Origin of the sequence: Bacillus crepusculi (assembly GCF_014764715.1) — a bacterium.
Lineage (GTDB): Bacteria > Bacillota > Bacilli > Bacillales > Bacillaceae > Bacillus.
This window is the reverse complement of the sequence record NZ_JACXXE010000001.1, coordinates 733,078-759,807: the sequence shown is the minus strand read 5'-3', so window position 1 is coordinate 759,807 and position 26,730 is coordinate 733,078. Positions and strand designations below refer to the sequence as shown.

The following is a 26,730-nucleotide window of genomic DNA, read 5'->3' as shown; positions in this document are numbered from 1 at the left end:
AGCGGGTCTTTTTATTTTTTCCCTCCTTTTTTTACATATCTGCCTTTTGATGAGACAGACTATTGTGTAGAAAAGGAGAATGAAATGTATGAGCAGATTAAAGAAAATGTTCGGGGACATGGATGTCACAAGAGATTTATTGCTCCTCCTCACGATTGGCGGGTTATACGCACTTGCCATTGCGCTTTCGAATACATTTGTGAACGTGTATTTATGGAAACAGTCTGGGAAATTCACAGATCTTGCGATTTATAACCTGGCAATTGTTGTGCTTCAGCCCATTACTTTTTTATTCGCTGGTCGGCTCGCTAAAAAAATAGATCGGGTATTTGTTCTTCGTTTTGGTGTGATCTTTTTAGCCGCTTTTTACTTAATTGTTTTAATAGCAGGAGAACATGCGGCCGCGCGGCTTGTTTTATTAGGAAGTGTCCTTGGAATCGGCTATGGATTTTACTGGCTTGCTTTTAACGTACTCACCTTTGAGATCACCGAGCCTGAAACAAGAGATTTCTTTAATGGATTTCTAGGGGTGCTCACCTCTACAGCTGGCATGATCGGCCCTCTGATTGCGGGTATTGTCATCTCTCAATTAACGAATGATACGGGCTATACAGTGATTTTCACGTTATCGCTTATTTTGTTCTCATTAGCGGTTGTGATGAGCTTTTTCCTGAAGAGAAGGCAGTCAAAAGGGAAATTTATGATAAAGCAAATATGGAAAGAGCGTCATGCAGACGAGAATTGGCGTAAGATTACAACGGCTCACTTTTTTCAAGGACTTCGTGAAGGTGTGTTTGTCTTTTTAATTAGTGTCTTTGTGTTTATTGCGACAAACAGTGAGCTTGCTCTCGGGACATTTGGTTTAGTCAATTCAGGTGTGGCCTTTTTTGCTTATTTCTTCGCTACACGTTTGATTAAGAAAAAATGGCGCAAGAAAGCCATTATGTTTGGCGGACTTATCTTATACGGCGCCTTATTTCTGATTGTATTTCAGTTGTCCTATGTATCGCTTCTTATGTATGCAGTGGCCATAGCGATAGGGTATCCGCTCCTGCTTGTTCCGTATGTCTCTTTAACATATGATGTGATTGGTCATGCTAGGTATGCAAGAAAAGCCCGAATTGAATACATTGTGGTGAGAGAACTATTTTTAAATGCCGGCCGTATTTGTTCTATTGTCTTTTTTCTTTTATCTGTCACCCTGCTAGGTGATGAGCTCGGGATTCCTGCATCACTTGTAGTGCTTGGAGCGGGGCACACACTCATTTATTACTTTGTAAAAGATATTCATTTAAAAGAAAAAACAGCGGATATGAAAGAGGCTGACGGTCAAAAGCCGGTATCTCAAACGAACCTTATGAAGGGGGAAAGGTAAAATTTCTTACCAATGGAACATCAAATTTCTAGATAAATAATAGAAAAACCGCTAAAATGATGATGGCACCTTTTATACATAAAAAGGGGTGCCATTTCTTTCTTGATAGAAAAGGTGATGTGATGAGGAACAAGAAAAACAAAAAAGACGCAAAGGAAGGGCGCAAAACACTTCCAATCCGGCTGAATTTATTATTTTTAGCTGCGTTCATTATTTTTACCGGTGTTGTGATTAGACTTGGATTTGTGCAAATTGTCAATGGGGAAGATTATAAAAAGCAGGCAGAAAAACAAGAGGATGTGAATGTCAGCTCATCTGCTCCGCGCGGAAAAATTTATGATCGAAACTATAACACGATTGTCAGCAATAAAGCGCTAAATGCCATTACATATACGAGAACCTCGACGACTACACAAGAAGAGCGGCTCAAAGTGGCAACAAAATTAGCGGATATGATTCATGTGAGCACGAAAAAAATCACAGATCGTGATAAAAAAGATTTTTGGATCTTAACGCATCCGAATGAAGCGAAAAAGCTTGTTCAAAAGGAATCAGACTTAAAGGGTGACGATAAGATTTCTGATGATAAACTGTATGAGCTTCAGCTGAAACGCATCACAGACAAAGAATTAAAGCAACTGACGAAAAAGGATTTGCAAGTGCTAGCGATTAAAAGGCAGATGGATGCAGGCTATGCACTCACGCCTCAATTTATTAAAAATGAGGACGTGAAGCCAAGCGAAATTGCTTACGTCTCTGAGCATTTGGACGAGCTGCCAGGCGTTGATGTGACGACAGACTGGTCGCGCAGCTATCCGTATAAAGGACTGCTCCGCAGTATGCTCGGCAGTGTGTCCTCAAGTGATGAAGGTCTTCCGCAGTCACTTCTTGAACATTATTTATCACTTGGCTACAGCCGAAATGACCGTGTAGGAAAAAGCTATCTTGAATATCAATATGAAGATGTCCTGCAGGGCCAAAAGGAAAAAGAACAAAGTACAACTGATAAAGAGGGCAATGTCACAAGCTCGAAAGTCTTAACAGAAGGAAAGAGCGGGAAAGACCTTGTGCTCACAATTGATATTCAGCTACAAAAAGCGGTTGAAAAAATTATTGAAAAGAATTTGAGAAGTGCGAAACAAAGAGGTGGAACAGAGCTTCTTGACCGCGCATTTGTTGTGATGATGGACCCGAGAAATGGAGAGGTTCTCTCGATTGCGGGTAAACAGATTTCAAACAAAAATGGAACATACAAATTCGATGACTATGCATTAGGAACGATGACATCCTCATATGCGATGGGGTCTGCCGTCAAAGGGGCAACTGTACTGACAGGATATAAAACAGGCGTTCTTCACATTGGAAGCACTCAGTATGATGAACCGCTCTATATCGCGCAGTCGCAGCCAAAGAAATCCTATCAAAATATGGGACTCATTAATGATTTAACGGCACTAGAGCGTTCATCAAACGTGTATATGTTCAAAACAGCGATCGCGATAGGAAAAGGGGAATATCGTAAGAAGCAGCCGCTCCCAATTGATACGAAAGCATTTGATACGTTCCGTTACAATTTCAGTAAATTCGGTCTTGGGATTAAAACGGGTATCGACCTGCCAAACGAAGCAACGGGCTACAGAGGAACGTCTACACAATCTGGTCTCTTACTTGACTATGCGATTGGACAGTATGATACGTTTACACCACTTCAAATGGCGCAGTACGTCTCAACGATTGCAAATGGCGGTTATCGTTTACGTCCGCAGCTCGTCAAAGAAGTCAGAGAGCCTGATCCGCAGCGCGGCATTGGTGCCGTGACGGAATCTGTTAAGCCGGATGTATTGAATAAGCTCGATATGACAAGTGATGAAATCAAGCGTGTACAGCAAGGCTTCAAGCTTGTCATGCAGAACCCAAGAGGGACAGCCTATTCAAACTTTGGCAATAAGAAGTACAATCCGGCTGGTAAAACAGGAACTGCTCAATCATTCTATGACGGTCCGATAAAAAGTAAACGCGGCACACCGACGTATAACACAACACTTGTTGCATATGCGCCAGCTGATAATCCAGAGGTAGCGATTTCAGTCGTCGTACCGTGGGTGTATCAAGACTACAACCAGCGCTATCCGATTACGAATGATATTGGTGAACAAGTATTAGACAAATACTTTGAGCTGAAATCAAAGCAGGAAAGCAATGATACACAAGCGAAGAACAAAAATAAAATTGAAAATGAAGCAGAAACAAATGACTAGACCTTTCCTAGGTAAAAACGCTCACTTTTTGTGGGCGTTTTTTTATGTTTTCTTCAAACTTTTCGATATAAATTGACAAAAAACATAAAAAACTCCGCAATATCTCTACAAAACTTCGACATTTACAAAACCTTAACATTCCATTTAAACGAAATTAATAAAGAACCTTTAATGTATTACTCGTAGGACAAATTATTCAGGGGGTATTCTTGAAATGAAAAAGAACAAATTATGGCTGCTTACTTTCCTTACTATCGCATTGTTAGCATTCGTCACAGCATGCGGAAACAGCAGCTCAAGCGGAGATTCAAAAGACAGTAAAGGAAATGCTTCAAACAAAGATGAGGCATCAGGTTCCATTACCATCTCAGGATCATCTGCGATGCAGCCTTTAGTTCTTGCGGCAGCAGAAAAATTCATGGATAAACATCCAAAAGCCGATATTCAAGTACAAGCCGGCGGTTCAGGAGCAGGTCTTTCTCAAGTATCAGAAGGTTCTGTACAAATTGGGAACTCAGATGTATTCGCTGAAGAGAAAGACGGAATCGACGCAAAAGCTTTAAAAGACCACAAAGTAGCAGTTGTTGGAATGGCAGCAGCTGTAAACCCTGAAGTGGGTGTCAAAGACATCACAAAGGACGAATTGAAAAAAATCTTCACTGGTAAAATCAAAAACTGGAAAGAGCTTGGCGGGAAAGACCAAAAAATCACGCTTGTAAACAGACCTGATTCTTCAGGAACTCGTGCAACATTTGTGAAATATGCACTTGATGGTGCAACACCTGCAGAAGGTATTACAGAAGAATCTTCAAATAATGTACAAAAAATCATTGCAGAAACACCAGGTGCAATTGGATACCTAGCATTTTCTTATTTAAAGGATGATAAAATTACACCGCTTAGCATTGATGGTGTGAAACCGGAAGAAAGCAATGTAGAAAGCGGTAAATATACAATTTGGGCATACGAGCACTCTTATACAAAAGGTGAGCCGGAAGGTCTAGCAAAACAATTTTTAGATTACCTTATGAGTGACGAAGTACAAAAAGAAATCGTCAAAGACCAAGGCTACATCTCAGTTTCTAATATGAAAGTAGAAAGAGACGCAACAGGCAAACAAACAGATAAGTAAAAGGTCTTGAATTGCTAATGAAGGAAAAGTGGAGCTTTTCACTTTTCCTTTTATGACATTCATAGGAGTGTAGAAAAAGATGAAGCAGATAGAACAGACAGAAGCGAGCGATCGACTGATCAGCTCGAAGAAAAACAGGCAAATGGATGAAGTAAGAGGAGGTATTTTGGTGAGATTCTGCGCATTCTTAATGATTGCAGTATCCATCGCCATCACGATCTTCCTTGGTATTAAGGGTTTACAATCTTTCATCGTAAATGGTGTAAGCCCAATTGAGTTCTTAACCAGTATCAATTGGAACCCAACAGCAGAAAATCCGCAATACGGCGCATTTCCATTTATCTTTGGATCAATCGCTGTCACGCTCCTATCGGCACTCATTGCAGCGCCGCTAGGCATCGCAGGAGCGATCTTTATGACAGAAATTGCACCTGCATGGGGACGTAAAATTCTCCAGCCCGTGATTGAATTGCTTGTAGGGATTCCATCCGTTGTTTACGGATTCATAGGTCTTACAGTATTGGTGCCGTTTATTGGACAATTCAAGTCAAGCGGCTCGGGGCACAGTTTGTTAGCAGGAACAATTGTCCTGTCTATTATGATTCTGCCAACCGTTACATCTATTGCAACTGATGCAATGGCTTCACTTCCAAAAAGTTTACGCGAAGGATCGTATGCATTAGGCGCAACAAGATGGCAAACGATCCGACGAGTTCTTGTACCAGCAGCGTTTCCGACGTTAATGACAGCGGTTGTGCTTGGAATGGCCAGAGCATTTGGAGAAGCCCTTGCTGTTCAGATGGTCATTGGTAATACGCGTAATTTACCAGAGAGTATTATGGACACAGCTGGTACATTAACAACCATCATTACGTTAAACATGGGACACACAACGTATGGAAGTGTTGAAAACAATACACTTTGGTCAATGGGGCTTGTCCTTCTAGTTGTATCATTTATGTTCATACTCATTATCAGATACTTGTCGTCTAGGAGGAAAATTTAATGAATAGCAAAATGACCGATCGTTTTGCCACGTTTGTTTTTGGATTATGTGCCGCTATTATTACGGCGATCCTAGTTGGTTTGTTTTCTTATATCATTTTCAACGGTGCAAAAGAATTAAACTTTGATTTTTTGACAACTCGCTCAAGTGCAATTGGCTCTGGCGGAGGTATTAGGGATCAGTTGTTTAACTCGTTTTACATTTTGTTTATTACAATGCTGATCACAGTACCGCTTGGTGTCGGAGGCGGTGTGTACATGGCTGAGTATGCGCCTCAAAACAAAGTCACTGATTTTATTCGCACATGTATTGAAGTGCTTTCTTCACTTCCTTCCATTGTTATTGGTATGTTTGGTTTACTCATGTTTGTGAATTTAACAGGCTGGGGCTATACGATCATCGGAGGAGCTCTTGCGCTCACTGTGTTTAACCTGCCAGTGATGGTCAGGGTGACAGAAGACGCGCTTCGCTCTGTACCGAAGGATCAAAAGGAGGCATCACTAGCGCTCGGTGTGACGAAATGGCATACAGTGAAGACGGTCTTGATTCCAGGTGCGATTCCATCTATTATTACCGGTGCGATTTTAGCATCAGGAAGAGTCTTCGGGGAGGCAGCAGCGCTTCTTTTCACAGCAGGTCTGACCACACCGCGTCTTGATTTTACAAACTGGAGTCCATTTTCTGATACGTCACCACTGAATGTTTTTAGACCGGCAGAAACATTAGCCGTTCATATATGGAGCGTCAATACACAAGGAATCATTCCAGATGCAGAGGCGATTGCAAATGGTGCATCAGCCGTACTTGTGCTTTCAGTTTTAGTATTCAACTTAGGAGCTAGATGGCTTGGTTCATTTATTCATAAGAAGCTTACGTCAAAATAAATCGAGAGAGGTGTGAAGGGGATATGGTTCAAATGCTAGCAGAAAAAAAAGAGATTGCAGCAAAAAAGGCTCCACTTCAAGCGGAACAGATTTTACAGGTGCAGGATTTAAGCATTTATTATGGTGAAAAAAGAGCGGTCAATCACATTTCATTTGAAATTGAAAAGAACGCAATTACTGCATTAATCGGCCCATCAGGCTGCGGGAAATCAACCTTTTTACGTAGCATTAACCGCATGAACGACCTGATTCCAGGTGCGAGAAGTGAAGGGGCGATCATGTACGAAGGGTTAAATATACTTGATGATCGCATGAATGTGGTGAATTTAAGAAGAGAAATCGGCATGGTCTTCCAAAAACCAAACCCATTTCCTAAATCGATCTACAACAACATTACCCATGCGTTAAAGTATGCGGGTGAAAAAAGAAAATCAGTGCTTGATGATGCGGTAGAGGAAAGCTTAACAAAGGCGGCGCTATGGGATGAGGTCAAAGACCGTCTGCACCGCTCTGCCTTGTCATTATCAGGCGGACAGCAGCAGCGCCTTTGTATTGCACGTACACTTGCAATGAAGCCTAGCGTGCTTCTATTAGATGAACCTGCTTCCGCTTTAGACCCAATCTCAAATGCAAAAATTGAAGAGCTATTAACAGAATTAAAAAATGATTATTCCATCGTCATTGTCACACACAACATGCAGCAGGCGCTACGTGTATCTGATCGTACGGCCTTTTTCCTGAATGGTGATCTAGTGGAATATGATGCCACTGAACGTATCTTTACACGTCCCGTGCAGCAAAAAACAGAAGACTACATCAATGGTCGATTTGGATAAGGTGGGTGGATTTTGATGAATGGAGTAGCAACTAAAGCAGCAGCAAAAGAAGTGTTTCGTGTGAGTGATATGAACCTTTGGTATGGCCAGCATCATGCATTAAAGCACATTGACTTAGCTATTAGAGAGCATGAAGTTACAGCGATTATCGGTCCATCAGGCTGCGGGAAGTCAACGTTTATTAAAACCTTGAATCTTATGGTCAAAACAGTGCCAGGTGTGAAAATCACCGGGGATATGATGTATAACGGGGACAACATCTTAAAAGGCCGAGTGGATTTAGTGGAACTGCGTAAAAACGTCGGAATGGTGTTTCAAAAAGGGAATCCATTCCCTCAGTCTATCTTTGATAATGTCGTATACGGGCCAAGAATTCATGGAGTGAAAAGCAAGCAGCAATTGAAAGAAATCGCTGAAAAAGCGCTTCGTGATGTTGCCCTTTGGGATGAAGTGAAAGATCGTTTAAGTGCCCCTGCATTAGGTCTTTCCGGTGGCCAGCAGCAGCGACTTTGTATCGCAAGAGCGATTGCCACAAGCCCTGATATCTTATTAATGGATGAACCAACGTCAGCGCTTGATCCTGTTTCAACATTAAAGATTGAAGAATTGATTATGAAATTGAAGGAGAAATACACGATTGCCATTGTGACGCACAACATGCAGCAAGCGGCAAGGGTATCCGATCGAACAGCCTTCTTCTTGATGGGGGAGCTTGTTGAGGTGAATGATACGAATGTGATGTTCTCTGAGCCAAACGATCAAAGAACAAATGATTATATATCTGGACGATTTGGATAACAAAAACCCCCTGGGTGTCAGCGCCGCCAGGGGGTTTTGTTGTTATTTTGTTAAGGCTTTGACGATTTGTTTGAACGTCATACCTGTTTTTAAGTTAAATTTACCTGCACGAATTTCTTTGTGGTAGCCGGCGTCAATAACGTAATCATTGAAATCTTTAGACGAGTTGATGATGCCTTCCTTTTCAAGCATGTCTGAAACATCACTTGTGCTCATACCGTTTTTAATCACGAATTTGATCGATTTGCCTTTTGACTTGTCCGCTTTTTGTGTATCACTCTTAGAATCGCCGTCTTCATTTGCTTTCAGCGCTTTTTCTTTATAATCAAGAAGCTGCTGATACGTTTCACGGCTGACGGATACTTCTTTTTTAGAGTCTAAATAGTTTTTCACGTCCGTGTCTGTCACTTTTGCTGCGAGGGTTTCTTTTGTCGTTGAATCAGCTGCTGCTTCATCTTTTCCAGTGAGGAAAAAGACGATGGCTAAAACACCAGTTGCAAGAATCATACCCGCTGCAAAGGTTTGGATGCTTTTTTTCGTCATACAAGCACCCTCTGGTTGTCTTTAATGATCATGTTGACATCTTCTACAGACACATGCTCTGCGCGCGCAATCGCCTCAGGAGACATGCCATTTTGATGCTTTGAAATGATTTGTCTTGCAATGGATGGATCAATTTCTGAATGCTTGCGGACGACAATATTTGTTTCAAGTAATTCTTCTTCAAGAACCTTCATTTTCTTTTTCAGTTTATAGATTTCTTGCATTGCAGATAGTTGAAGTGTTTCAAGTTCCTGCTCGACTTCTTTAATCGGCTCTCTTTGAAAATATGAGAATGCGATCAGTACAATACTGACAACAAGCAATCCGATAATTGCAATTTCCATGTTTCATCACCTTTTATTCATATTTTAATGCTGGAAGCCAAAAAAGACTTCCATGATTGTTTCAGACAGTTTTCGACCCTTCTTTTTTATACCATAAAAAAGCTAGTTTCAAAAGGAATTGCTGAAGAAAATCTCCTTTTTTTCATCATTTTTCTTTTTATATGTAAAACGAGTATGAAAACCTTGCTTGCTGTTAAAATAAAAGAAGGCCGGCGATCCAAAAAAGCTGTGGATAGAAGAGGGGATTCTCATGTATACAGTACGACAAGGCCTGAGGTTTTATAGGGGATCGGGCGATTTTTCATGAAATGACAGTACAATACGGATAAGTACGCGGGTGGAATGCATTGAAAAATGAAATTGGTGAAAAAACATTCTAGCATTCCTAAGCTAGAAGTGGTATTATAGTTAGGTCTGAATGTGAATTGATTTTAGTTTGGAGGGAAAAATATGCGCGTAAATATTACTCTAGCTTGCACTGAATGCGGTGAGCGTAACTATATTACTAAAAAGAATAAGCGAAACAATCCAGATCGCGTTGAATTCAAAAAGTATTGCTCACGTGATAAAAAACAAACTTTACATCGTGAAACAAAGTAAGCAGCAGGGAATTTTCCTGCTGTTTTTTTATGATGGGAGATGATCCGTGTGAAAAAAGAGCTTCGGCGTCAAACATTAGCAAAGCTTGATCAGATGAGTACTGAGGAATTTAAGCAAAACACGATTTTACTATATGAGCATCTGTTTCAATTAACCGCATGGAAACAGGCGGAAACGATTGGGCTGACTATGTCTAGAGGAAAAGAGGTACCTACAAGGCCTCTTATGGAAAAGGCGTGGGAGGAAGGAAAAACAGTGTGCGTACCCACCTGTTTCCCGAAAACGAAAGAGATGACATTTTATGAATATACACCGCAAACGAAGATGATTTCCAGGTATTTTGGTCTATCAGAGCCAGACCCTGAGTCATCAGTAGCCGTACATAAAGAGGCGATTGATTTAATCATTGTGCCAGGGGTGTGCTTCGATCAGCAAGGTTACCGCATTGGATATGGGGGCGGCTACTATGACCGCTACTTAGCTGACTACGACGGCGTAACACTTGCACTTTGCTTGTCTTTACAGCAAATCGAGCATGTTCCAGCTGAAACGCACGACATACCAGTGTCCATCATGATCAGTGAAAAAGGTACGTTATATCAAGAGTAAAAGTCCAATGCTTATGCGTAAGAACGGGCTTTTTTGTGTTGAGACTGTTTGGTTTGATAAAAGCCCTGTTAAAAGGGAATGTTGAATTGATATCTCCTTAAAAACGTATGATTCACTTCAAAACGAATTTCTATCATCTTCATTTGTCTTTAAGATGACCGATATTGATAATAGTTTACGTTTATCAAGATTCAGTTTTTAATGGCTCTTTAGCTGTTAGGAGGGAAATATTGAAAAAATTTCGAGGAAAGAAAAGATACTTCCGCAATTTGTGGGAGGAAGTGAATACTTTTGACTTACAGCTTGATCATGATTCATGGTTTGATTTTTCGCATACCCACCTTGATTTTTTTGGTGTTGGAGAAAATAGCTTGAAAATAAGAAGAGAGCATATTAAAGCTCATATTGCCTTATACAATAGGGTACTAAAACAGCTTGAAGGCTTTGAAAAGCCATATCAAACATGGATTTGTATTCACGAACAAGATCCTGCATCAGACGCAGTATATGTCCATACACCAAACCCAAACGATGACTACTTCCCGCATAAGGTCGAAGAGTTAGAGCGGAATTGTAAGCTACCTCATACGTTCAAGGATTTTATTGACCTTCAACAATTTGATGTATCTTATCTTCAATCAGGGCATGGAGAAGTGTTTTATATTCAATCAAAAGAACAACGGATTAAATTGTGAACAAGGAACCAATGAACAAGCTCTGATAAAAAAGAATGTTCATGCATAAACAAATCCTATTTAAGCCACGATACGAACATAGGAGGGAATATGATGAATAAAATGATTTGGAGCATTGTGTTCACATTGTTTGCGTTCGTTCTCGTGCAAAATCGTTATCGGCTGATGAATTTGATCTTAGGTCAAAATCAAGTGCGTCACTTTTTTATCAAGTGGCTGATGAAAATCCCATATTTTCGGACGAAATTTATTCGCCAAGCATTTTAATCCCGCTAAAGCCGGGATTTTTTTGTTCAGAAATGCGGATGCGAACGATTCTTGATATAATAATGTAAAAAATGGAGCGCGAATGAATGAATGTCATAGATAGTCTATTTTGGCGAGTTGTTGATGAACTAAGACAAAAAGGATACGAGATGATTCAAAGTCCTTACCCAGAGGATGAAATATTTTTTGAAGCACCACGAAACTCAGGATATGATCTCATCCGTCTCTATAGAAAAGATGTGAATGATAGACAGGAGATCGTTCGAGATATCCAAGAGCAGGCCTTTCGAATGAATCAGCTAAGAGAAGCCATGCGTAAACGATCACTCCATCTTTTGCAGCTGCAATTTACAGCTGACGATCCAGTAGATGATTGGGAAGACATAAACGGTCAGCCGCAAAAAGAACAAAAGGTGACGGTTACTCCTGTATTGCTGAACGCAGACACTCTTCAAAACGATGTAAACGAACTGCAAAAATGGCTGAATACTTCGCTTACAATTGATGTAGAAGAGGCGAAGAGAGACACAGCTGAGGAGACAATGCAGCTTAAAATGAACGTGCTTCAGGCATTTGATGACCAGGAAAAGCAGCGTGAACGAGAACGGGCCGTTTTTCAAAATGGCAGACCGATTTTCACCTATTTGCTGATTGCAGTTCAATTGGTGATGTTTCTTTTGCTTGAACTGTCTGGGGGAAGTACCAATACGGCAACATTAACAGCGTTTGGTGCTAAAAATAATGTGCTGATCTTAGATGGGGAATGGTGGCGTCTGATTACACCGATGTTTTTACATATTGGTCTGACGCATTTACTCTTTAATACATTTGCTCTATGGTCCGTTGGTGCGGCTGTTGAGAGAATTTATGGGTCAGGAAGATTTTTGCTCATCTATTTGATTTCCGGTATATTTGGCTCAATTGCGAGCTTTGTGTTTAATACGGCAATCGCAGCGGGTGCATCAGGCGCGATCTTTGGTTGTTTAGGGGCACTACTATATTTAGCGATCTCTAACCGTAAGCTTTTCTTTCGGACGATGGGGACAAATATTATTGTGATCATCTTGATCAACTTAGGGATAGGCTTCACTGTATCAGGTATTGATAATGCCGGGCACCTTGGCGGCCTTGCTGGCGGTTTTTTAGCCGCTTTAGCTGTTCGTCTACCTAAACAGTTTCAGCCTGTCAAAATGCTTCTTGCTAGTCTTCTCCTGCTGTTTATTGGCGGTTTTGGATTGTACACAGGGTTTCATTCAGAGGATCAAAAGGAAGCAGCGGCAACAGGTGAGGCAGTGAGTTTATTTGATGAGAAGAACTATAGTGAAGCAAGCAAACGTCTAGAGGAATATGTGCACCAAAAGGATGCATCAGCTGAAGCTCTTCATATATATGCCCTATCCGAAGCGCAGCTGGGCCACCTTGACAAGGCCATTCAATTTTTGCACAAGTCGCTTGAAAAAGATCCAAATGAACCAAATAAACTGTATCATTTATCATTGTTGTACGTAGAAAAAGGGGAGACAGCGAAAGCCGAAAGTCTAATTGAAAAAGCATTAAAACAAGATCCTGAAAATGATCAATTTTTAAAGCTGAAACAATATATCGAAAACACTCAAACACATTGAATGACTTGACTGAAAGCGCATTTATGAATACGCTTATCCTATCTGTTGTTTGAAAGAAATGGTGGAAATAATGAAAACGTTATATGATGTACAGCAGCTACTCATGAGATTTGGAAATTATGTGTATTTCGGAGATCGTGAAGTGGAGTTGGAATTTATGGCAGATGAATTGAAGGACATGTATACATCGGGAATCATAGACCGAACCGAATGGTCAAACGCCATGACCATTCTTCAAATGGAACTAGCCAAATTAAATCGAAAAACAATGTGAAGGTGGAGGGCATATGACAGGTGATTGGTTTGTAGGGGTTGATCTTGGCGGTACGACAATTAAGCTTGCGTTCATTAATCTTTATGGAGAAATTCAGCATAAGTGGGAGATTCCTACGGATAAATCTGGGCAGACGATCACAGTTGATATTGCCAAATCCATTGATCATAAACTAGTTGAGATCAGTATGCCAAAGTCAGCGCTTATTGGTATCGGAATGGGCGCACCTGGACCTGTAGATAAAGTATCCGGCATCGTCTATAAAACAACGAATCTCGGCTGGACAAACTATCCTTTGAAAGATCACTTAGAGGCCGAAACGGGTCTTCCATCTGTGATTGAAAATGATGCGAACATTGCTGCACTAGGTGAAATGTGGAAGGGTGCAGGCGATGGCGCAAAAAACATCCTGATGGTCACACTTGGCACGGGGGTTGGCGGCGGCATCATCGTGAACGGTGAAGTTGTGCAAGGCGAAACAGGGGCAGGCGGAGAAATTGGCCATATTTGTGCTGTTCCATTCCAAGGAGCACCGTGTAATTGCGGAAGAACAGGCTGTATTGAAACCATTGCGTCTGCCACCGGTATCGTCCGGCTTGCGAAGGATAAATTAGAAACCGAGCAGCATACATCTTCACTTGGAACGCTCACTTCGCTGTCTGCAAAGGCTGTATTTGAGGCGGCAGAAAACGGAGATGATCTTGCAATGCGTGTCGTAGAAGAAGTGACGACACATCTTGGACTTGTTCTGGCGAATCTTGCCAGTGCTTTAAACCCAACTAAAATCGTGATTGGCGGCGGTGTTTCAAAAGCAGGAGAGCTTCTTCGCAGTAAAGTAGAACGTGTCGTCAAACATCACGCCTTTCCTCCTTGTGCTGAGGATGTCGAAGTGGTGATTGCATCACTTGGAAACGATGCAGGTGTCATTGGCGGTGCATGGATGGCAAAAAACAAATGGCTGTCTTGAACACAAATGTCATAATGATGTCATTTTTATTAAAAATAACGATAGATAGGCATGAAATTGAATATTTAGCATATTCATAAGTTTGTCATAGGGAAAAAGACATTGATTTTCCAGCACAGACAGGATAAGATATACTTTAGTTATTTTTGAAGAAGCACCAATAATTAGGGGTAATTCCTAACCTGTGTGCGTTTTAGCATAAGGAGGTTACAATGCGAAAGAAAAGATTAAAGGCGATTTCATTTTTACTCATTGCGACATTGTTCATGTGGGTCAAAACCTATGTTATCTATAAATCTAGCTTCAACATCAAAATTGAAAATTTTATGCAGGAGTTTATCCTGTTTATTAACCCGCTTAGCTTTCTTTTGTTTATCTTCGGTATCGGTTTATTTTTGAAAGAAAAAAATCGCAATCGATTGATCATTGTGACGAGCTTTATACTGACATTGATTTTGTTAGCTAATATTGTGTTTTATCGGTTCTACAGTGATTTTCTAACCATCCCCGTCCTATTTCAAACAAACAATATGGGTGACCTCGGGTCAAGTATTACCTCTTTAATTGAACCAGTCGATTTTCTGATGTTCGTTGATATCATCATTTTAATTTGGCTTTATAAAAAACAGCCTTCCTTTAGAACGGATGTCACCATTTCACGAAAAGAGCGAGTAGCATATTATTTATTTGTGGCAGCCACTTTCTTCTTTAACCTTGGCTTAGCTGAAACAGAAAGACCAGAACTGCTTACTCGTTCATTTGATCGAGAGATGCTAGTGAAAAATATTAGCTTATATAACTTCCATATTTACGATGGGGTACTGCAATCGAAGCAGTCCGCTCAACGGGCCCTTGCTGACAGCAATAGCTTAACCGAAATTGAAAACTATGTAAGCGCCAATCAAACAGATCGCAATGAAAAGACGTTTGGTCAAGCAAAAGGGCGAAATGTCATTCTTGTATCACTTGAGTCTACACAGAGCTTTGTGATCAATGAAAAATTGAACGGGAAAGAAATTACCCCATTTTTAAACAAATTAATCAAGAAAAGCTATAACTTTACTAATTTTTATCATCAAACAGGTCAAGGAAAAACATCAGACTCAGAGTTTATTGTTGATAATTCTCTCTATCCACTTGGAAGAGGAGCCGTATTCTTCACAAATCCAAGCAATGAGTTTACAGCGACACCTGAACTGTTAAAGGAAGAGGGCTACCACTCTTCTGTGATTCATGCGAATAACAAAAGCTTCTGGAACCGTGACCTGATATACGATAGCTTTGGCTATGACAAGTTCTTTGATATTCAATCATTTGATGTGAATGAAGAAAATTCGGTTGGCTGGGGACTGAAGGATGGTCCGTTTTTTGAGCAGTCAGCGGAATTAATGAAATCCATCCCGCAGCCTTTCTATACGAGATTGATTACATTAACGAACCATTTTCCGTTTGATTTAGACGAAGAAGATAAGCTCATTGATGAATACGATTCAAAGAGCAAAACGCTGAACAAGTACTTCCCTACAGTGCGTTATCAAGATGAAGCACTTAAGCTTTTCTTTAAAAAGATGAAGGAAGCTGGCTTATACGATAATTCCATTTTTGTTTTGTATGGGGATCACTACGGAATTTCTGAAAACCATAACGAAGCCATGGGACAATTCTTAAATAAACAGATTACGCCATTTGAAGAAGTGCAGCTTCAAAAAGTACCGTTTGTTGTACACATTCCAGGGGTGACAGATCAACATCCAAAAGAAATTGATACGGTAGGCGGTCAGGTCGATATCCGCCCAACTGTACTCAATCTTCTAGGAATTGATACAAGTAAACAAATTCAATTTGGGCATGACCTTTTATCGAAAGATACGAATGACTTTACAGTACTCCGTGATGGAAGCTTTATTACGAAGGACAGCATTTTTACAGATGGTGTTTGCTACAATAAAGAAACAGGCGAGCCAGCAGATGATAAAAACGTGTGTCAGTCTTATGAAGAGAAAGCGAAGCAAGAGCTTCAATTCTCTGATCAAATCATCTATGGGGATCTCCTTAGATTTTATGATCGGAACAGCTCGGACCATTCTCCATCCAAAAAAGAAGATGTAACGAAGCTGAAAAAGGCGTCCTAACATATGAGAAAACCTCTGCTAATTTAGAAGCAGGGGTTTTCTTTTTTTGCCTGCGGGCTCATATAGTATGAGAGGAGGGATGTAAATGAAGACAACGTCGTTTGGTAAAATTGAATGGCAGCTGGAAGAAGCGGGGAGGGATGATGTGGCAAAGCAACTTGGTATAGGGAAATCGGCTTTCCATTTATCCAATCAAGCAAGCACTGGTTACCTTCTTTTACCGGGGTATAGACTCCCAGAAGGTATCCATGCATTCCATTCAATAGGTGATGTGCAGGGATTTATTGCACCTTACAGGCTTCAGCAATCCGATGATTGGATCAATGGAACATTTGAATATGATAGCACTCAATTAGAGGAAGAGCTGAGCTGTTTGAAAGCCGTATTTCCTTTTCTTCATATCAGCGTAATTGGTTATTCAGTGCTTGATACACCTATTTATGAAATCCGAACAGAGCCTGTTCAGCATTTACATTCTATTCATCTCAATGCCTCTTTTCATGCAAATGAATGGATCACGACGTCTGTTTTATTAAAATGGCTGAAATCGCTTTGCTTAGCAGCGTCTGATCCGGTGCAAGCAAGACATTATGAAGCGGTTCATATCCTGCAAACCACGGCTCTATCTATCGTGCCAATGGTTAATCCAGATGGAGTGGACTTAGTTCGCAATGGGCCAGAGTCACTAGGTCTAAGCAGGGAAGAATTGACACCGCTAAATGGTGGCTATTCCGATTACCGGGAATGGAAAGCAAATATTCGAGGAGTGGATTTAAACAATCAATTTCCTGCTTATTGGGAGATTGAATATTACCGTAATCAGCTCAAGGTGCCAGCTTATCGGGATTTTCCTGGTGATCAGCCGTTGACAGAACCAGAAGCGAAAGCGATGGCAAATCTTGCGCTACGTAAGCGCTTTGACCGGTTAATTGCCCTGCATACACAAGGAGAAGAGATATACTGGGGCTTTCTTGGTCACGAACCAGCGATATCCAGAGAAACGGTCAAACGATTAGAGCGAGTGAGCGGCTACACACCAGTTCAATATCTTGATAGCTATGCAGGCTATCGTGATTGGTTTATTTATCAATTTCAAAGTGAGGGCTATACAGTGGAGCTTGGCCTAGGGAAGAATCCTCTCTCCATGAATCAATTTGATTCCATCTATGAAAAAACAAAACGGCTATTATGGGAAGCATGTAAGTGTTAACAAGCACCAGTCTGATACTTGTTAACACTTGAGATGAAAGCAATTTCTTATTGTCAATAAAAACAGCATTCAAGTGATTGACGAGGGCCTCCTTGTAAGCTATTGTGAAAGAAATGGATGTAAAAAAAAGGATATGATTTAGGGAGATGTCGATCATTGAGTGCTCAAAGCCTGTGGAAAAGAAATTTCACTTACTTATTTGTTTCTAAAATGTGCAAAATTACTGCTGATAGTTTATCTTTCAACACCATCTTGTGGCTTTTAGTGCTAGGCGGGAAAGGGGCCATAGGGACAGCGTTTTTTATTGCAGTCAGCTTTGTTCCTCAAGCGATTGTTGGGCCATTTATTACGCCCATGATGAAGCCGCATCAATTGAAATTCTGGATGTGCTTTGCTGATTTAACAAGAGGAGCGATTATCCTTGTCATCGTGGTCAGTTACTTTTATGGTTTCACACCATTAGCACTCATCATTGGAGGTATGCTTCTGCATTCGGCGACTGGGGGCTCCTATGAACCGGCATCGGTATCGATTATTCCAAAGCTTGTGCATGAGGACGTCATACAAAAAGCGAATGCAACCATCCAATCAGCAAGTCATGTGGTAAGGCTTGTGACAGTTACGATTTGTGGTGTTATGATCGCCTTTATAGGGGTAGGGTATACAATGCTTGTGATTATTCCTCTTTATCTTTTATCAGCTTTATTGGTGCTAATGATTACATATCAAACAGAAGTCATCATTGATAAAAGCAAAAAAGGGTTATCATATGGCAAAAGGTTGCTGAGAGGATTTTTACTTGTTAGAAGCCATCATATTTTGTTTCCGTTAGCGATTTTTTGCATTTGCTCAAACTTTGCTGCAGCACCGTGGGAAGCATTGTCTGTTATTTATTTAACAGAAGACTTACATAGTGGACCAATCGTTTATTCATTTATCAAAGTCACAACGGCACTAGGTGCATTCTTGATGGGGTTTGTTTTGACTAAGGTGAAAGTGAATCGGTATGGATTGCTGTTTATAGGCGCTGGGATCGTTGATGGAATCGCATTCTTCATTACAGGAATGAATGCATTATTACCGCTTGTGTTTATTTCAGCTTTTGCCTTAGGCGCAGCCATTAGTGCAGTCAATGTACCCGAACATACGATGATTCAATTGTCAGTGAAGGCAGAGGATCAGCCGCAGGTGTATGCGATTATCAACATGATTTCCTACTTAATGATTCCACTAGGCGCCCTTCTCGGCGGCTATATGGCGACACGTTTTGGATCTGGGTATGTGATTGCAGCTGGCGGCATCATTGAAGCTGTTTCAGGCATATGTCTGCTTCTGTTCACAAAGATTGGAAAGGTAGAGAGAGCGGATTTGACGATAGAACGAGACAAATCTGGCTTAAATGCCACGTGATCATGGCTTTTTTAAATGAGGATAGGTTACAATGAGGACGAGAATATATGAGGATTTGATTGAAAGGAGCAAGAAACATGGCCATAGCAGATGTCACCATCATTCCAATAGGAACTGAAACACCAAGCGTCAGTGCTTATGTAGCAGATGTACAAAGAATTTTAGAAGGCTTTCAGCAAGAAGGGAAAATCAAATATCAGCTCACCCCAATGAATACGTTAATTGAAGGTGAATTATCCGTTTTATTTGAGGTCATTCAGCGCATCCATGAAGCACCTTTTGAAAAGGGATTACACCGAGTAGCAACCAATATCCGCATTGACGACAGACGGGATCAAACCACAACCCTTACAAGCAAATTAGAAAGTGTGAATAAACACTTGAATCAATAAAAAAAGCCTGCTAAATGCAGGCTTTTAATGTGCAGTTGGATAGCCGCTATAGATGATGGTCATGACCGTAAACCATCCAAAAACCAAAAATGTAGCGCCAGCAAAAGCGATGGCAAGTACGTTCACTTTTTTTAGTGAGCGATAGATGCCGAGAGCGGCTAAAATTGTGACTAGACCGAAAATAATGACGAGCATCATATGAAAATCCCCCTTTGTCATCAATCCCCTTGATTTCCTTTCTTTTCATTTTAACCGTTTTCATAAGGCTTGTCGAGTAGATTCCAGTTGACGATTGTTTGAATTTTTATTGAATAGCCTTCATAATAAAAAAGAATGAATAAAGTAGGTGATGAAAATGAATTGGAGAAGAATGCCACTAGGCTATGTACAAGCAAATGCATACATTTGGAAAAACGAGCATGGAGAATGCTTAATTTTTGATCCAGGCGGTGAAGCGCAAAAGCTGATTTCTTATGTAAAGGAAAAACAGCTAACGCCGCTTGCTGTCTTACTGACACATGCCCATTTTGATCATATTGGTGCGGCAGATGAGGTACGCGCAGAGTGGGGAATCCCGCTTTATGTACATGAAAATGAAAAAGAATGGCTCACGAACGCTGAATTAAACGGTTCAGCTCGATTAATTGGAAATGGAATTACGGTTAAAGAAGCAGAACAATTAATTACGTCAGAAGGAACTCTTCAAATTGGATCGTTTACATTAGAGATGTTCCATACACCTGGGCATTCACCAGGCAGTGTGTCTTACTACTCGGCGGCGGAGGGATTTGTTATTTCTGGTGACACTTTATTCGAAGGCGGCATTGGGAGAACAGATTTAGTAGGCGGCAGTCAGGAAGTGCTGCTTCAATCGATTCATGACAAATTGTTGTCATTGCCCGAATCAACTCTCGTTTTAAGTGGACATGGCGGAGAAACAACTGTGCTCACTGAGCAGGAACAAAATCCATTTATTCATGGTTTTTCTCTTTAAATGTAGGTATGAAAAAAGCATCTCTTCTCAATGAGATGCTTCAGCGTGTAGACAAACCCTCGCATTCTTTGTCAGGTCTGCGCTCCGGTGCTCACGAATGTCCAATTCGCTCCGCTCCGGTGCTCGTCCTTCCTAGACTTCAAGGGCTTTCTATCACGCTGAAAAGAAGACAAAGGGCTAAAATCAAGATCATTTTAGCCCTTTGTCAACAATCTGGAGCATCTCTTCTCAATGAGATGCTTTTTTCTATTAATGTCCGGTACCGGGAACCATGATGAAAATCGAATAATATGTAAATCCGGCAAAGAAAATCGTCAAGTACGCTCCGAAAATGTAAATATACATTCTTTCGGATAAATTCAAGTAGGATAAAAATACAAAAAGAACGGTTTGACCAAAGAATAGCAAGGATGCGTCTTTCATATGTCCTAAATAGAACATGACAGCAAAAATACCCGTCCAAAAGCCAAGCACGCGGAACATGCGATTCATTTCTTTCCCTCCCCTTAAAAAACCCCTTTGATTCATATTATAGCTGATCACCACTGGTTATGTAAACATTTACATTTTTGACAACGTGTGAACATTTGTTTACTAAAAAGAAAAAGTTTTTTTGAAAAAATGATGAAAAAGTGTTTACGCCTAAATACATGAGGGTACCTATTCCATAAGAGAAAAGGTTAACGACCTAAGGAGGAAGACTAATGAGTGACATTACTTTTTATTCATACCCGAGCTGTACGTCTTGCCGCAAAACGAAACATTGGCTAAAGGCGAATCAAATTGATTTTAAAGAGCGTCACCTTTTCAGAGAAACGCCAACTTTAGATGAATTAAAAAAGATTCTTTCCTTAACAACAGAAGGAATGGATGAAATTTTAGCCACGCGAAGCCAAGCTTTTAAAAGCTTAAATTTAAATATTAATGATTTGAAAGTAAATGAGGTCCTTGAGCTACTCATTGAAAAACCAAAATTGCTGCGGAGACCGATCATCATTGATGGAAATAAATTAGTGGTTGGCTATAATCCCGGGGAACTCATGAAAATATCAAAAAAGAAAGCGATTCATCAATCAGTATCCTAATAAAAAACGAAGATCAGCTGAAACGTGCTTCAGCCGTCTTCGTTTTTGTGCTGAACTGGGCTAGCTGGGTTCGAACCAACGATCACGGAGTCAAAGTCCATTGCCTTACCACTTGGCTATAGCCCAATATCAAACGTGTAATGATATTGTTCACCATCTGCGGTCATTTATACATACAAGTTGGTTTGCCACTAGTTTTATGTGAAAAAGGAGCGAAAGAAATAAATGAAAAATGAAAAATCTGAGCAATTATATGAATTTATCCTAAAAGAAGCCCCTGTCATGACCGAAGAATGGCTGAAAACAAGAACAGAAGAAGGCTCATTATACTCTAAACATGCTTCAGAAGAGACAGAAAAGAAGCTGAAGGAACAGAACACAGCGTTTATTCAAACCATTGCAGCGACGCTTGTCACGGTATCAGACAAAGCAGAGAACCATTTGAAAAAGTGGTCTGTGGATATCGCACGTGATCGAGCGGTGCACGAGGTGCCTTTATATGAAATTATCGGCCAATTTAAGGTGTTTCGCCACATTTTCTGTTCGAGAATTGAGAAATTCACACAAGAAACAGAGCTTGAAGTAACGCTGCAAGATGTGTGCGAGTGGAATCAGCATTTTCACGGCACATTTGATGATATGATTGAGCGTTTATCAGAAGAATATGACCGTGTGACACTGAGTCAGCTAAATGCGCAAAGAGAAATGATTCAAGAGCTTAGTGCCCCTGTTATTCCAGTATCAAAAGAGATCGGAATTTTGCCGCTGATCGGGGAAATCGATACGTACCGGGCTAGAATTATTTTAGAATCAGTGCTAGAGCAGGCTTCAAGGCTGCGTCTGACGCATTTATTTATTGATATATCTGGTGTTCCAATCGTGGATACAATGGTTGCTTATCAGCTATTTAAAGTGGTTGATAGTACGAAGCTTCTAGGAATTGAGACGATTATTTCCGGTATTCGACCAGAGATTGCGCAGACAGTTGTCAAACTTGGCATAGATTTTTCAAAAGTAAATACAGAACATAGCCTTGCAAAAGCGTTAGAAAAGAGAGGATTCCGTATCTTTGAAGAGCAGCAGCAAGAAGCCACATGACGAAAAAACCTGAACTTGTAAAAGTCAGGTTTTTTTATATGCTCTTTTTTAAAAATCCACGTTTCACATTGTAAGTTGATGGTTTTTTCGTCTGATTAGTCGTTAAAACCATCAAATCCCCTTTTGTCAGACAGGCTCCTCCACCTTACAATAGGGTCAGAGAAAGGAGTGAACCACTTGTATGGTATTGAATATGTGGGACAAGAGCTGCTAGAAGAAGCATGCCGCATGAGAGCATCTGATGTGCATATTGTACCAAAAGAAAAGGAAGCTTCGGTATCTTTCCGTGTAGACTCAGATTTAATCCAGCAGCGAACCATTGATAAAAAAAGCGGGGAGCGGTTAATTGCTCATTTTAAATTTTTATCCTCCATGGATATCGGTGAAAAAAGGAGACCGCAAAATGGGTCATTGGCTGTGATGCTAAGAACTGGACAAGTGTTTGTACGGATGTCTACATTACCGACTGTGAATGATGAAAGTTTAGTGATTAGAATTTTACCGCAGGATCATGTCCCAAAAACAAAATATCTGTCGCTATATCCTAAAGCTTCAGCTAGATTATTATCATTTTTAAATCATTCGCATGGACTCATTTTATTTACTGGGCCAACAAATTCAGGGAAAACAACAACACTTTATTCATTGATACAGTTTGCAAAAAAGCATTTTAATCGGAATATTATTACACTTGAGGACCCTGTGGAAACAAGAAATGAAGAAGTGCTACAGGTACAAGTTAATGAAAAAGCAGGTATTACGTATGCGACAGGATTACGTGCTATTTTAAGACACGACCCAGATATGATTGTGCTAGGAGAAATAAGAGATGCTGAAACAGCAAGAACAGCAATAAGAGCAGCACTGACAGGTCATTTAGTGATGAGTACGCTACATGCGAAAAATGCAAAAGGTGCCCTTTACCGAATGCTTGAATTTGGTGTTACGATGAATGAACTCGAACAAACCATGGTTGCGATTACTGCGCAGCGTTTAATCGAACTCACATGTCCTTTTTGCGGGGAAACGTGTCAGCTTTATTGCAAATTAAATCGCCCGGTCAGGCGAACGAATGTTTTTGAATTACTTTACGGAAAGGAGCTTGGTGAGTGTGTCAAAGAGGCCAAAGGAGAATATGCTCACTCGTCATATGAAACATTGCAAAAATTAATTCGTAAAGGAGTGGCACTGGGGTATCTATCGAAAAACACATATCATCGCTGGGTATATGAAGAAGCAGGCATTTAAAGCTTGGTCTAGAAGAGAACAGGCTGAATTTCTATCAAAACTTGCTCAATTGATTCAAGCTGGATATACATTGATTGATGCATTAACGATGGTGAATATCCAGTTATCAAAGAAACAACAGCTGCTATTAACAAGAGGCATTCAGTGGCTGCTTGAAGGGGAGCCTTTTTATGTGGTGCTGGAGAGACTCCATTTTCAGCGGGAAGTCATTGCCATTCTCTGTTTTTCAGAGAAGCATGGCAGCCTGGAACGTGCTCTTGAACAAAGCTCTCGTTTTTTAGAGAAAAAAATCAAGCAGTTAGACACGTTCAAACGTATGTTACGGTACCCGGTCTTCCTCATCTTTACGGTTTTGGTTGTGCTGTTACTTGTACAGCAGATGATCATTCCTCAATTTTCCTTATTGTATTCATCCATGGATACCCGCATGTCATGGCTGATCCAAGGGATGTTTGGACTCTTTCAAATTCTTCATGCTTTCCTCATGATGATAGGCTGTATGTGTATCTGTCTGGCTGGATATTACTATGTCTTTTTTAGGAAGAAGTCGACCCTTGAAAAGCTGAGAGTGATGAGCAGGCTGCCTGTGTTATATAAAGGGATGCAGCTGATGCATACGTATCTTTTTTCCCTTCAGCTAAGCGGTCTTCTTCAAGCTGGATTATCGATGTACGAAAGCTTGCAAGCTTTCAAACAGCAAAGCTATTTACCCTTTCTTCAAGAAATATCTGAACAGATGATTGGAGAGTTAAGAAAAGGAGAAAGCATGGAACACCAAATAAGCGGGTCTCCATTTTTCGAAAAACACTTTGCAGCTGTTATCAAGCATGGTGAAGCTAGCGGGATGCTTGCAAGAGAGTTGTACACGTATAGTCACTTTCTATTAGAGAGTGCAGAGCTGAAAATTGAAAAATGGGTTTCATGGCTACAACCGGTCATATATGGTTTGACAGCCCTCCTGATACTCATTGTATATTTATCTATTCTTTTACCGATGTATCAACTAATGGAACAAGTGTGAGAAGGAGGACAAAGGCATGAATGATAAAGGATTTACCCTATTGGAAATGTTAATTGTCATGCTCGTGATTTCCATTCTTTTACTCATTACCATTCCGAATATCACACGTCACCATCAAAGCATTCAAGCGAAGGGGTGTGAAGGGCTCAAATCAATGGTGAGTACACAGGTGATGGCATATGAATTAGAGCATGACGGCAAGACACCATCTTTAGCTGAATTAGAAAAAGAAGGCTATGTTAAAAAGGGATTAACCTGTCCAAATGGAAAGGCCATTGTCATTCAAAACGGCGACGTGAAGCATGAGTAAATGGCTTTTGCATGAGAAGGGTTTTACTCTCATTGAACAGCTCATGATCTTACTTATTTTATCTATTCTATTGTCGATCTTAGGAGGAAAAGTTCCAACTATATTAGAAAGTGCTGAAGCCAAAAAACAAGTGAACATCATGAAACAAGACCTCCAGTTGGCTGCCTACACGGCATTTATCAAAAAAACCCGTGTGAATGTTGAGATTCATCCGCCGCATGTATCTTATCAAGTAATAGATCAAAATCGCGATGAGGTGATTGCTTCTTATCAGCATAAAAAAGGTATCATCAAGCATTCTACATTTCCGCAAGGGATTCATTTTAATGTAAATGGACATCCGAAAAGCGGCGGATCTCTCATTGTTCAATTTGGCAGTCAAACCTATAAACTCACAATTTATTTAGGGAGCGGGCGGATCCATGTACAAAAACAGTAGAGGATTTAGTACGTTTGAGATGCTGTTTGCTTGTCATATCTTTCTATTTGCAGCTCTTGTGCTCATGCCAGCCTATGAACAAATCATGATGGGGAAAAAGGAATTAAGAGCAAAACTAGAAGCCTACCAAGTGTTACATGAACAAATGAACGAAGCGTTCATAGAAGGGACAAAGCCAGCTGTCAAAAAGAAGAGAGGCGAGATCACATATGAACTCGATTGGAGTAAACAAAAGGGATGTGTATCATACAAAGTACAAAAAAAGAAGACGATATGCTTTCGGCGGCATGTCGAACGATGAACAGGGATTTACACTTGTACAAGCTTTGTGTCAATTGCAGTTATTTCTGTTCCTTTCTTTTGGCTGTGTGCTCATCTTTTCTGTTGTAGAGAAAGCCCGCCCATTTGAAGAAATCAACCAATTTTCACAAATGGAGTGGAAGCAAACTGTGCTGCAATTAGATGAGGAATTAAGCCGAGTAACTGCTGTTAGGTCGGTAAAAGAAGGAAAAGCGTTAGAGTATATTTCCGATCAAGGGCGAGTGGTAAGGGTTGAGCCATACCAAGAAATGCTGCGGAAACGAATGGATGAAGCTGGGCATCTTCCTTTATTGCAAAAGGTGAAGCAATTTCGCGTCAAAACGAATCAACATAGAGCAATTCTTGAGGTCACAGATGTATCGGATAAGGTGTATGAAGCCGTTTTTTTCACATATAAAGGAGTGGTTCCTCAAACGTGAAAAGTGAAGAAGGGTTTATCTATCCGCACGTACTTGCGGCGATTCTTTTTTTTCTTTTGATCCTCGGATCGATGACGATTGGGTTTCAAAAAGAGCTGAAAAGTGCAGAGATGACGATTTCTTTTTATAAAAAGCAGCAGCTATTTAGAATGGGATTAAGTGAGGCTACAAGCAAATTAAATCGTAGTTGTGATCAGCAGCTTACCCATTTGAACACTGAAGAAGGCCTTGTAACACTGAAACGGACCGGTTGCGATCAAAAGAAAAAAATCGTCCACATGCTGGTCGGTGTTCAAACAAAGGATGGTTTAGCAGAAGAGCGAGAACTGATGATGGATTGGGAGACCGGTGAAATCATGAAATGGACAATCTCAAATTAGCTAGCCAGTGTATAAAATCACACTCTTTCTGGTAACACTTTAAGGAAGAAGAGGTGAA

Annotated in this window: 32 protein-coding genes and 1 tRNA gene; 28 read left to right on the top strand and 5 right to left on the bottom strand. The window is 40.5% G+C overall.

All coding sequences use genetic code 11. From position 1 onward, the window contains the following. Positions 1 to 88 precede the first annotated feature (88 nt). From IEE86_RS03940 to pstB (IEE86_RS03910), 7 genes are all read left to right on the top strand, one after another. The gene (locus IEE86_RS03940) at positions 89 to 1,375 is read left to right on the top strand and encodes an MFS transporter (protein WP_191096024.1); all 1,287 of its coding nucleotides are present in this window, start codon (positions 89 to 91) and stop codon (positions 1,373 to 1,375) included. 122 nt (positions 1,376 to 1,497) lie between these two features. Then, positions 1,498 to 3,633 carry a peptidoglycan D,D-transpeptidase FtsI family protein gene (locus IEE86_RS03935; protein ID WP_191096023.1) on the top strand — a complete coding sequence of 712 codons (2,136 nt, stop codon included), beginning with the start codon at positions 1,498 to 1,500 and terminating at the stop codon, positions 3,631 to 3,633. A gap of 214 nt (positions 3,634 to 3,847) precedes the next feature. Continuing rightward, on the top strand, positions 3,848 to 4,765 hold the full coding sequence (locus IEE86_RS03930) for a phosphate ABC transporter substrate-binding protein (protein ID WP_191096022.1): 918 nt from the start codon (positions 3,848 to 3,850) through the stop codon (positions 4,763 to 4,765). Between the two features lie 79 nt (positions 4,766 to 4,844). Beyond that, positions 4,845 to 5,771 (top strand): phosphate ABC transporter permease subunit PstC, encoded by a 927-nt coding sequence (pstC, locus tag IEE86_RS03925; RefSeq protein WP_191096021.1) that lies wholly within the window; start codon positions 4,845 to 4,847, stop codon positions 5,769 to 5,771. Then, positions 5,771 to 6,655 (top strand): phosphate ABC transporter permease PstA, encoded by an 885-nt coding sequence (gene pstA / locus IEE86_RS03920; RefSeq protein WP_191096020.1) that lies wholly within the window; start codon positions 5,771 to 5,773, stop codon positions 6,653 to 6,655. Before pstC ends, pstA begins: the two co-directional genes overlap by 1 nt. 23 nt (positions 6,656 to 6,678) lie before the next feature. After that, the gene (gene pstB / locus IEE86_RS03915; RefSeq protein WP_411955677.1) at positions 6,679 to 7,491 is read left to right on the top strand and encodes a phosphate ABC transporter ATP-binding protein PstB; all 813 of its coding nucleotides are present in this window, start codon (positions 6,679 to 6,681) and stop codon (positions 7,489 to 7,491) included. A 15-nt stretch (positions 7,492 to 7,506) separates the two neighbouring features. Beyond that, positions 7,507 to 8,289, top strand: a complete 783-nt coding sequence (gene pstB, locus IEE86_RS03910) for a phosphate ABC transporter ATP-binding protein PstB (RefSeq protein WP_191096018.1) — start codon at positions 7,507 to 7,509, stop codon at positions 8,287 to 8,289. Positions 8,290 to 8,331: 42 nt separating this feature from the next. On the opposite strand, the gene IEE86_RS03905 is transcribed toward pstB (IEE86_RS03910), so the two are convergent. Then, complete coding sequence (locus tag IEE86_RS03905) at positions 8,332 to 8,832, bottom strand: endolytic transglycosylase MltG (protein WP_191096017.1); 501 nt, start codon at positions 8,830 to 8,832, stop codon at positions 8,332 to 8,334. Beyond that, complete coding sequence (locus IEE86_RS03900) at positions 8,829 to 9,176, bottom strand: hypothetical protein (RefSeq protein WP_191096016.1); 348 nt, start codon at positions 9,174 to 9,176, stop codon at positions 8,829 to 8,831. The genes IEE86_RS03905 and IEE86_RS03900 overlap by 4 nt, the downstream gene beginning before the upstream one ends. 450 nt (positions 9,177 to 9,626) lie before the next feature. On the opposite strand from IEE86_RS03900, the gene rpmG reads away from it, so the two are divergent. The 11 genes from rpmG (at position 9,627) to IEE86_RS03845 (ending at position 19,357) form a co-directional block, all read left to right on the top strand. After that, positions 9,627 to 9,776, top strand: coding sequence for a 50S ribosomal protein L33 (gene rpmG / locus IEE86_RS03895; RefSeq protein WP_008360061.1), 150 nt, complete (start codon positions 9,627 to 9,629; stop codon positions 9,774 to 9,776). Positions 9,777 to 9,824: 48 nt separating this feature from the next. After that, positions 9,825 to 10,385: a 5-formyltetrahydrofolate cyclo-ligase gene (locus IEE86_RS03890; RefSeq protein WP_191096015.1), complete on the top strand. Its 561-nt coding sequence runs from the start codon at positions 9,825 to 9,827 to the stop codon at positions 10,383 to 10,385. A 230-nt stretch (positions 10,386 to 10,615) separates the two neighbouring features. Beyond that, positions 10,616 to 11,080: a hypothetical protein gene (locus IEE86_RS03885; RefSeq protein ID WP_191096014.1), complete on the top strand. Its 465-nt coding sequence runs from the start codon at positions 10,616 to 10,618 to the stop codon at positions 11,078 to 11,080. A gap of 93 nt (positions 11,081 to 11,173) precedes the next feature. Beyond that, positions 11,174 to 11,347, top strand: coding sequence for a hypothetical protein (locus tag IEE86_RS03880; protein WP_017367602.1), 174 nt, complete (start codon positions 11,174 to 11,176; stop codon positions 11,345 to 11,347). Between the two features lie 86 nt (positions 11,348 to 11,433). Next, positions 11,434 to 12,972, top strand: a complete 1,539-nt coding sequence (locus IEE86_RS03875) for a rhomboid family protein (protein WP_191096013.1) — start codon at positions 11,434 to 11,436, stop codon at positions 12,970 to 12,972. Positions 12,973 to 13,042: 70 nt separating this feature from the next. Then, positions 13,043 to 13,246, top strand: a complete 204-nt coding sequence (locus IEE86_RS03870) for a YqgQ family protein (RefSeq protein ID WP_191096012.1) — start codon at positions 13,043 to 13,045, stop codon at positions 13,244 to 13,246. 13 nt (positions 13,247 to 13,259) lie between these two features. Beyond that, positions 13,260 to 14,213 (top strand): ROK family glucokinase, encoded by a 954-nt coding sequence (locus IEE86_RS03865; RefSeq protein WP_191096011.1) that lies wholly within the window; start codon positions 13,260 to 13,262, stop codon positions 14,211 to 14,213. A gap of 212 nt (positions 14,214 to 14,425) precedes the next feature. Next, complete coding sequence (locus IEE86_RS03860) at positions 14,426 to 16,345, top strand: LTA synthase family protein (RefSeq protein ID WP_191096010.1); 1,920 nt, start codon at positions 14,426 to 14,428, stop codon at positions 16,343 to 16,345. Positions 16,346 to 16,430: 85 nt separating this feature from the next. Next, positions 16,431 to 17,555 carry a M14 family metallopeptidase gene (locus IEE86_RS03855; protein WP_191096009.1) on the top strand — a complete coding sequence of 375 codons (1,125 nt, stop codon included), beginning with the start codon at positions 16,431 to 16,433 and terminating at the stop codon, positions 17,553 to 17,555. A gap of 156 nt (positions 17,556 to 17,711) precedes the next feature. After that, positions 17,712 to 18,965: an MFS transporter gene (locus IEE86_RS03850; RefSeq protein ID WP_191096008.1), complete on the top strand. Its 1,254-nt coding sequence runs from the start codon at positions 17,712 to 17,714 to the stop codon at positions 18,963 to 18,965. A 77-nt stretch (positions 18,966 to 19,042) separates the two neighbouring features. Beyond that, complete coding sequence (locus IEE86_RS03845) at positions 19,043 to 19,357, top strand: MTH1187 family thiamine-binding protein (protein WP_024427984.1); 315 nt, start codon at positions 19,043 to 19,045, stop codon at positions 19,355 to 19,357. A gap of 24 nt (positions 19,358 to 19,381) precedes the next feature. Here the strand turns inward: IEE86_RS03845 and IEE86_RS03840 are convergent, their stop codons facing one another. Next, a complete protein-coding gene (locus IEE86_RS03840; protein WP_003217333.1) occupies positions 19,382 to 19,555 on the bottom strand; it encodes a DUF2759 domain-containing protein in 174 nt (57 codons plus the stop codon). Between the two features lie 157 nt (positions 19,556 to 19,712). Between IEE86_RS03840 and IEE86_RS03835 the strand changes: the two genes are divergently transcribed. After that, a complete protein-coding gene (locus IEE86_RS03835) occupies positions 19,713 to 20,351 on the top strand; it encodes an MBL fold metallo-hydrolase (protein WP_191096007.1) in 639 nt (212 codons plus the stop codon). Between the two features lie 249 nt (positions 20,352 to 20,600). Here the strand turns inward: IEE86_RS03835 and IEE86_RS03830 are convergent, their stop codons facing one another. Continuing rightward, a complete protein-coding gene (locus IEE86_RS03830; RefSeq protein WP_003217440.1) occupies positions 20,601 to 20,843 on the bottom strand; it encodes a DUF2626 domain-containing protein in 243 nt (80 codons plus the stop codon). Positions 20,844 to 21,055: 212 nt separating this feature from the next. Here IEE86_RS03830 and IEE86_RS03825 point away from each other — a divergent pair, with 212 nt between their 5' ends. Further along, the gene (locus tag IEE86_RS03825; RefSeq protein WP_034319603.1) at positions 21,056 to 21,436 is read left to right on the top strand and encodes a Spx/MgsR family RNA polymerase-binding regulatory protein; all 381 of its coding nucleotides are present in this window, start codon (positions 21,056 to 21,058) and stop codon (positions 21,434 to 21,436) included. A gap of 55 nt (positions 21,437 to 21,491) precedes the next feature. Here the strand turns inward: IEE86_RS03825 and IEE86_RS03820 are convergent. After that, positions 21,492 to 21,562: transfer RNA gene (locus IEE86_RS03820), tRNA-Gln, on the bottom strand. Between the two features lie 99 nt (positions 21,563 to 21,661). Here IEE86_RS03820 and IEE86_RS03815 point away from each other — a divergent pair. The 8 genes from IEE86_RS03815 (at position 21,662) to IEE86_RS03780 (ending at position 26,672) form a co-directional block, all read left to right on the top strand. Next, positions 21,662 to 22,534 carry an STAS domain-containing protein gene (locus tag IEE86_RS03815; protein ID WP_191096006.1) on the top strand — a complete coding sequence of 291 codons (873 nt, stop codon included), beginning with the start codon at positions 21,662 to 21,664 and terminating at the stop codon, positions 22,532 to 22,534. A 177-nt stretch (positions 22,535 to 22,711) separates the two neighbouring features. After that, positions 22,712 to 23,782, top strand: a complete 1,071-nt coding sequence (comGA, locus tag IEE86_RS03810; protein WP_224740754.1) for a competence type IV pilus ATPase ComGA — start codon at positions 22,712 to 22,714, stop codon at positions 23,780 to 23,782. Further along, positions 23,763 to 24,803 carry a competence type IV pilus assembly protein ComGB gene (comGB, locus tag IEE86_RS03805; RefSeq protein WP_191096005.1) on the top strand — a complete coding sequence of 347 codons (1,041 nt, stop codon included), beginning with the start codon at positions 23,763 to 23,765 and terminating at the stop codon, positions 24,801 to 24,803. Before comGA ends, comGB begins: the two co-directional genes overlap by 20 nt. Positions 24,804 to 24,819: 16 nt before the next feature. Continuing rightward, positions 24,820 to 25,113 carry a competence type IV pilus major pilin ComGC gene (gene comGC / locus IEE86_RS03800; RefSeq protein ID WP_008360227.1) on the top strand — a complete coding sequence of 98 codons (294 nt, stop codon included), beginning with the start codon at positions 24,820 to 24,822 and terminating at the stop codon, positions 25,111 to 25,113. Then, positions 25,106 to 25,552: a competence type IV pilus minor pilin ComGD gene (gene comGD, locus IEE86_RS03795; RefSeq protein ID WP_191096004.1), complete on the top strand. Its 447-nt coding sequence runs from the start codon at positions 25,106 to 25,108 to the stop codon at positions 25,550 to 25,552. The genes comGC and comGD overlap by 8 nt, the downstream gene beginning before the upstream one ends. Then, entirely contained in the window at positions 25,536 to 25,853 is a 318-nt protein-coding gene (gene comGE, locus IEE86_RS03790; RefSeq protein ID WP_191096003.1) for a competence type IV pilus minor pilin ComGE, read from the top strand. Before comGD ends, comGE begins: the two co-directional genes overlap by 17 nt. Next, the gene (gene comGF, locus IEE86_RS03785) at positions 25,840 to 26,292 is read left to right on the top strand and encodes a competence type IV pilus minor pilin ComGF (protein ID WP_191096002.1); all 453 of its coding nucleotides are present in this window, start codon (positions 25,840 to 25,842) and stop codon (positions 26,290 to 26,292) included. The genes comGE and comGF overlap by 14 nt, the downstream gene beginning before the upstream one ends. Then, entirely contained in the window at positions 26,289 to 26,672 is a 384-nt protein-coding gene (locus IEE86_RS03780) for a competence type IV pilus minor pilin ComGG (protein WP_191096001.1), read from the top strand. The genes comGF and IEE86_RS03780 overlap by 4 nt, the downstream gene beginning before the upstream one ends. Positions 26,673 to 26,730 lie beyond the last annotated feature (58 nt).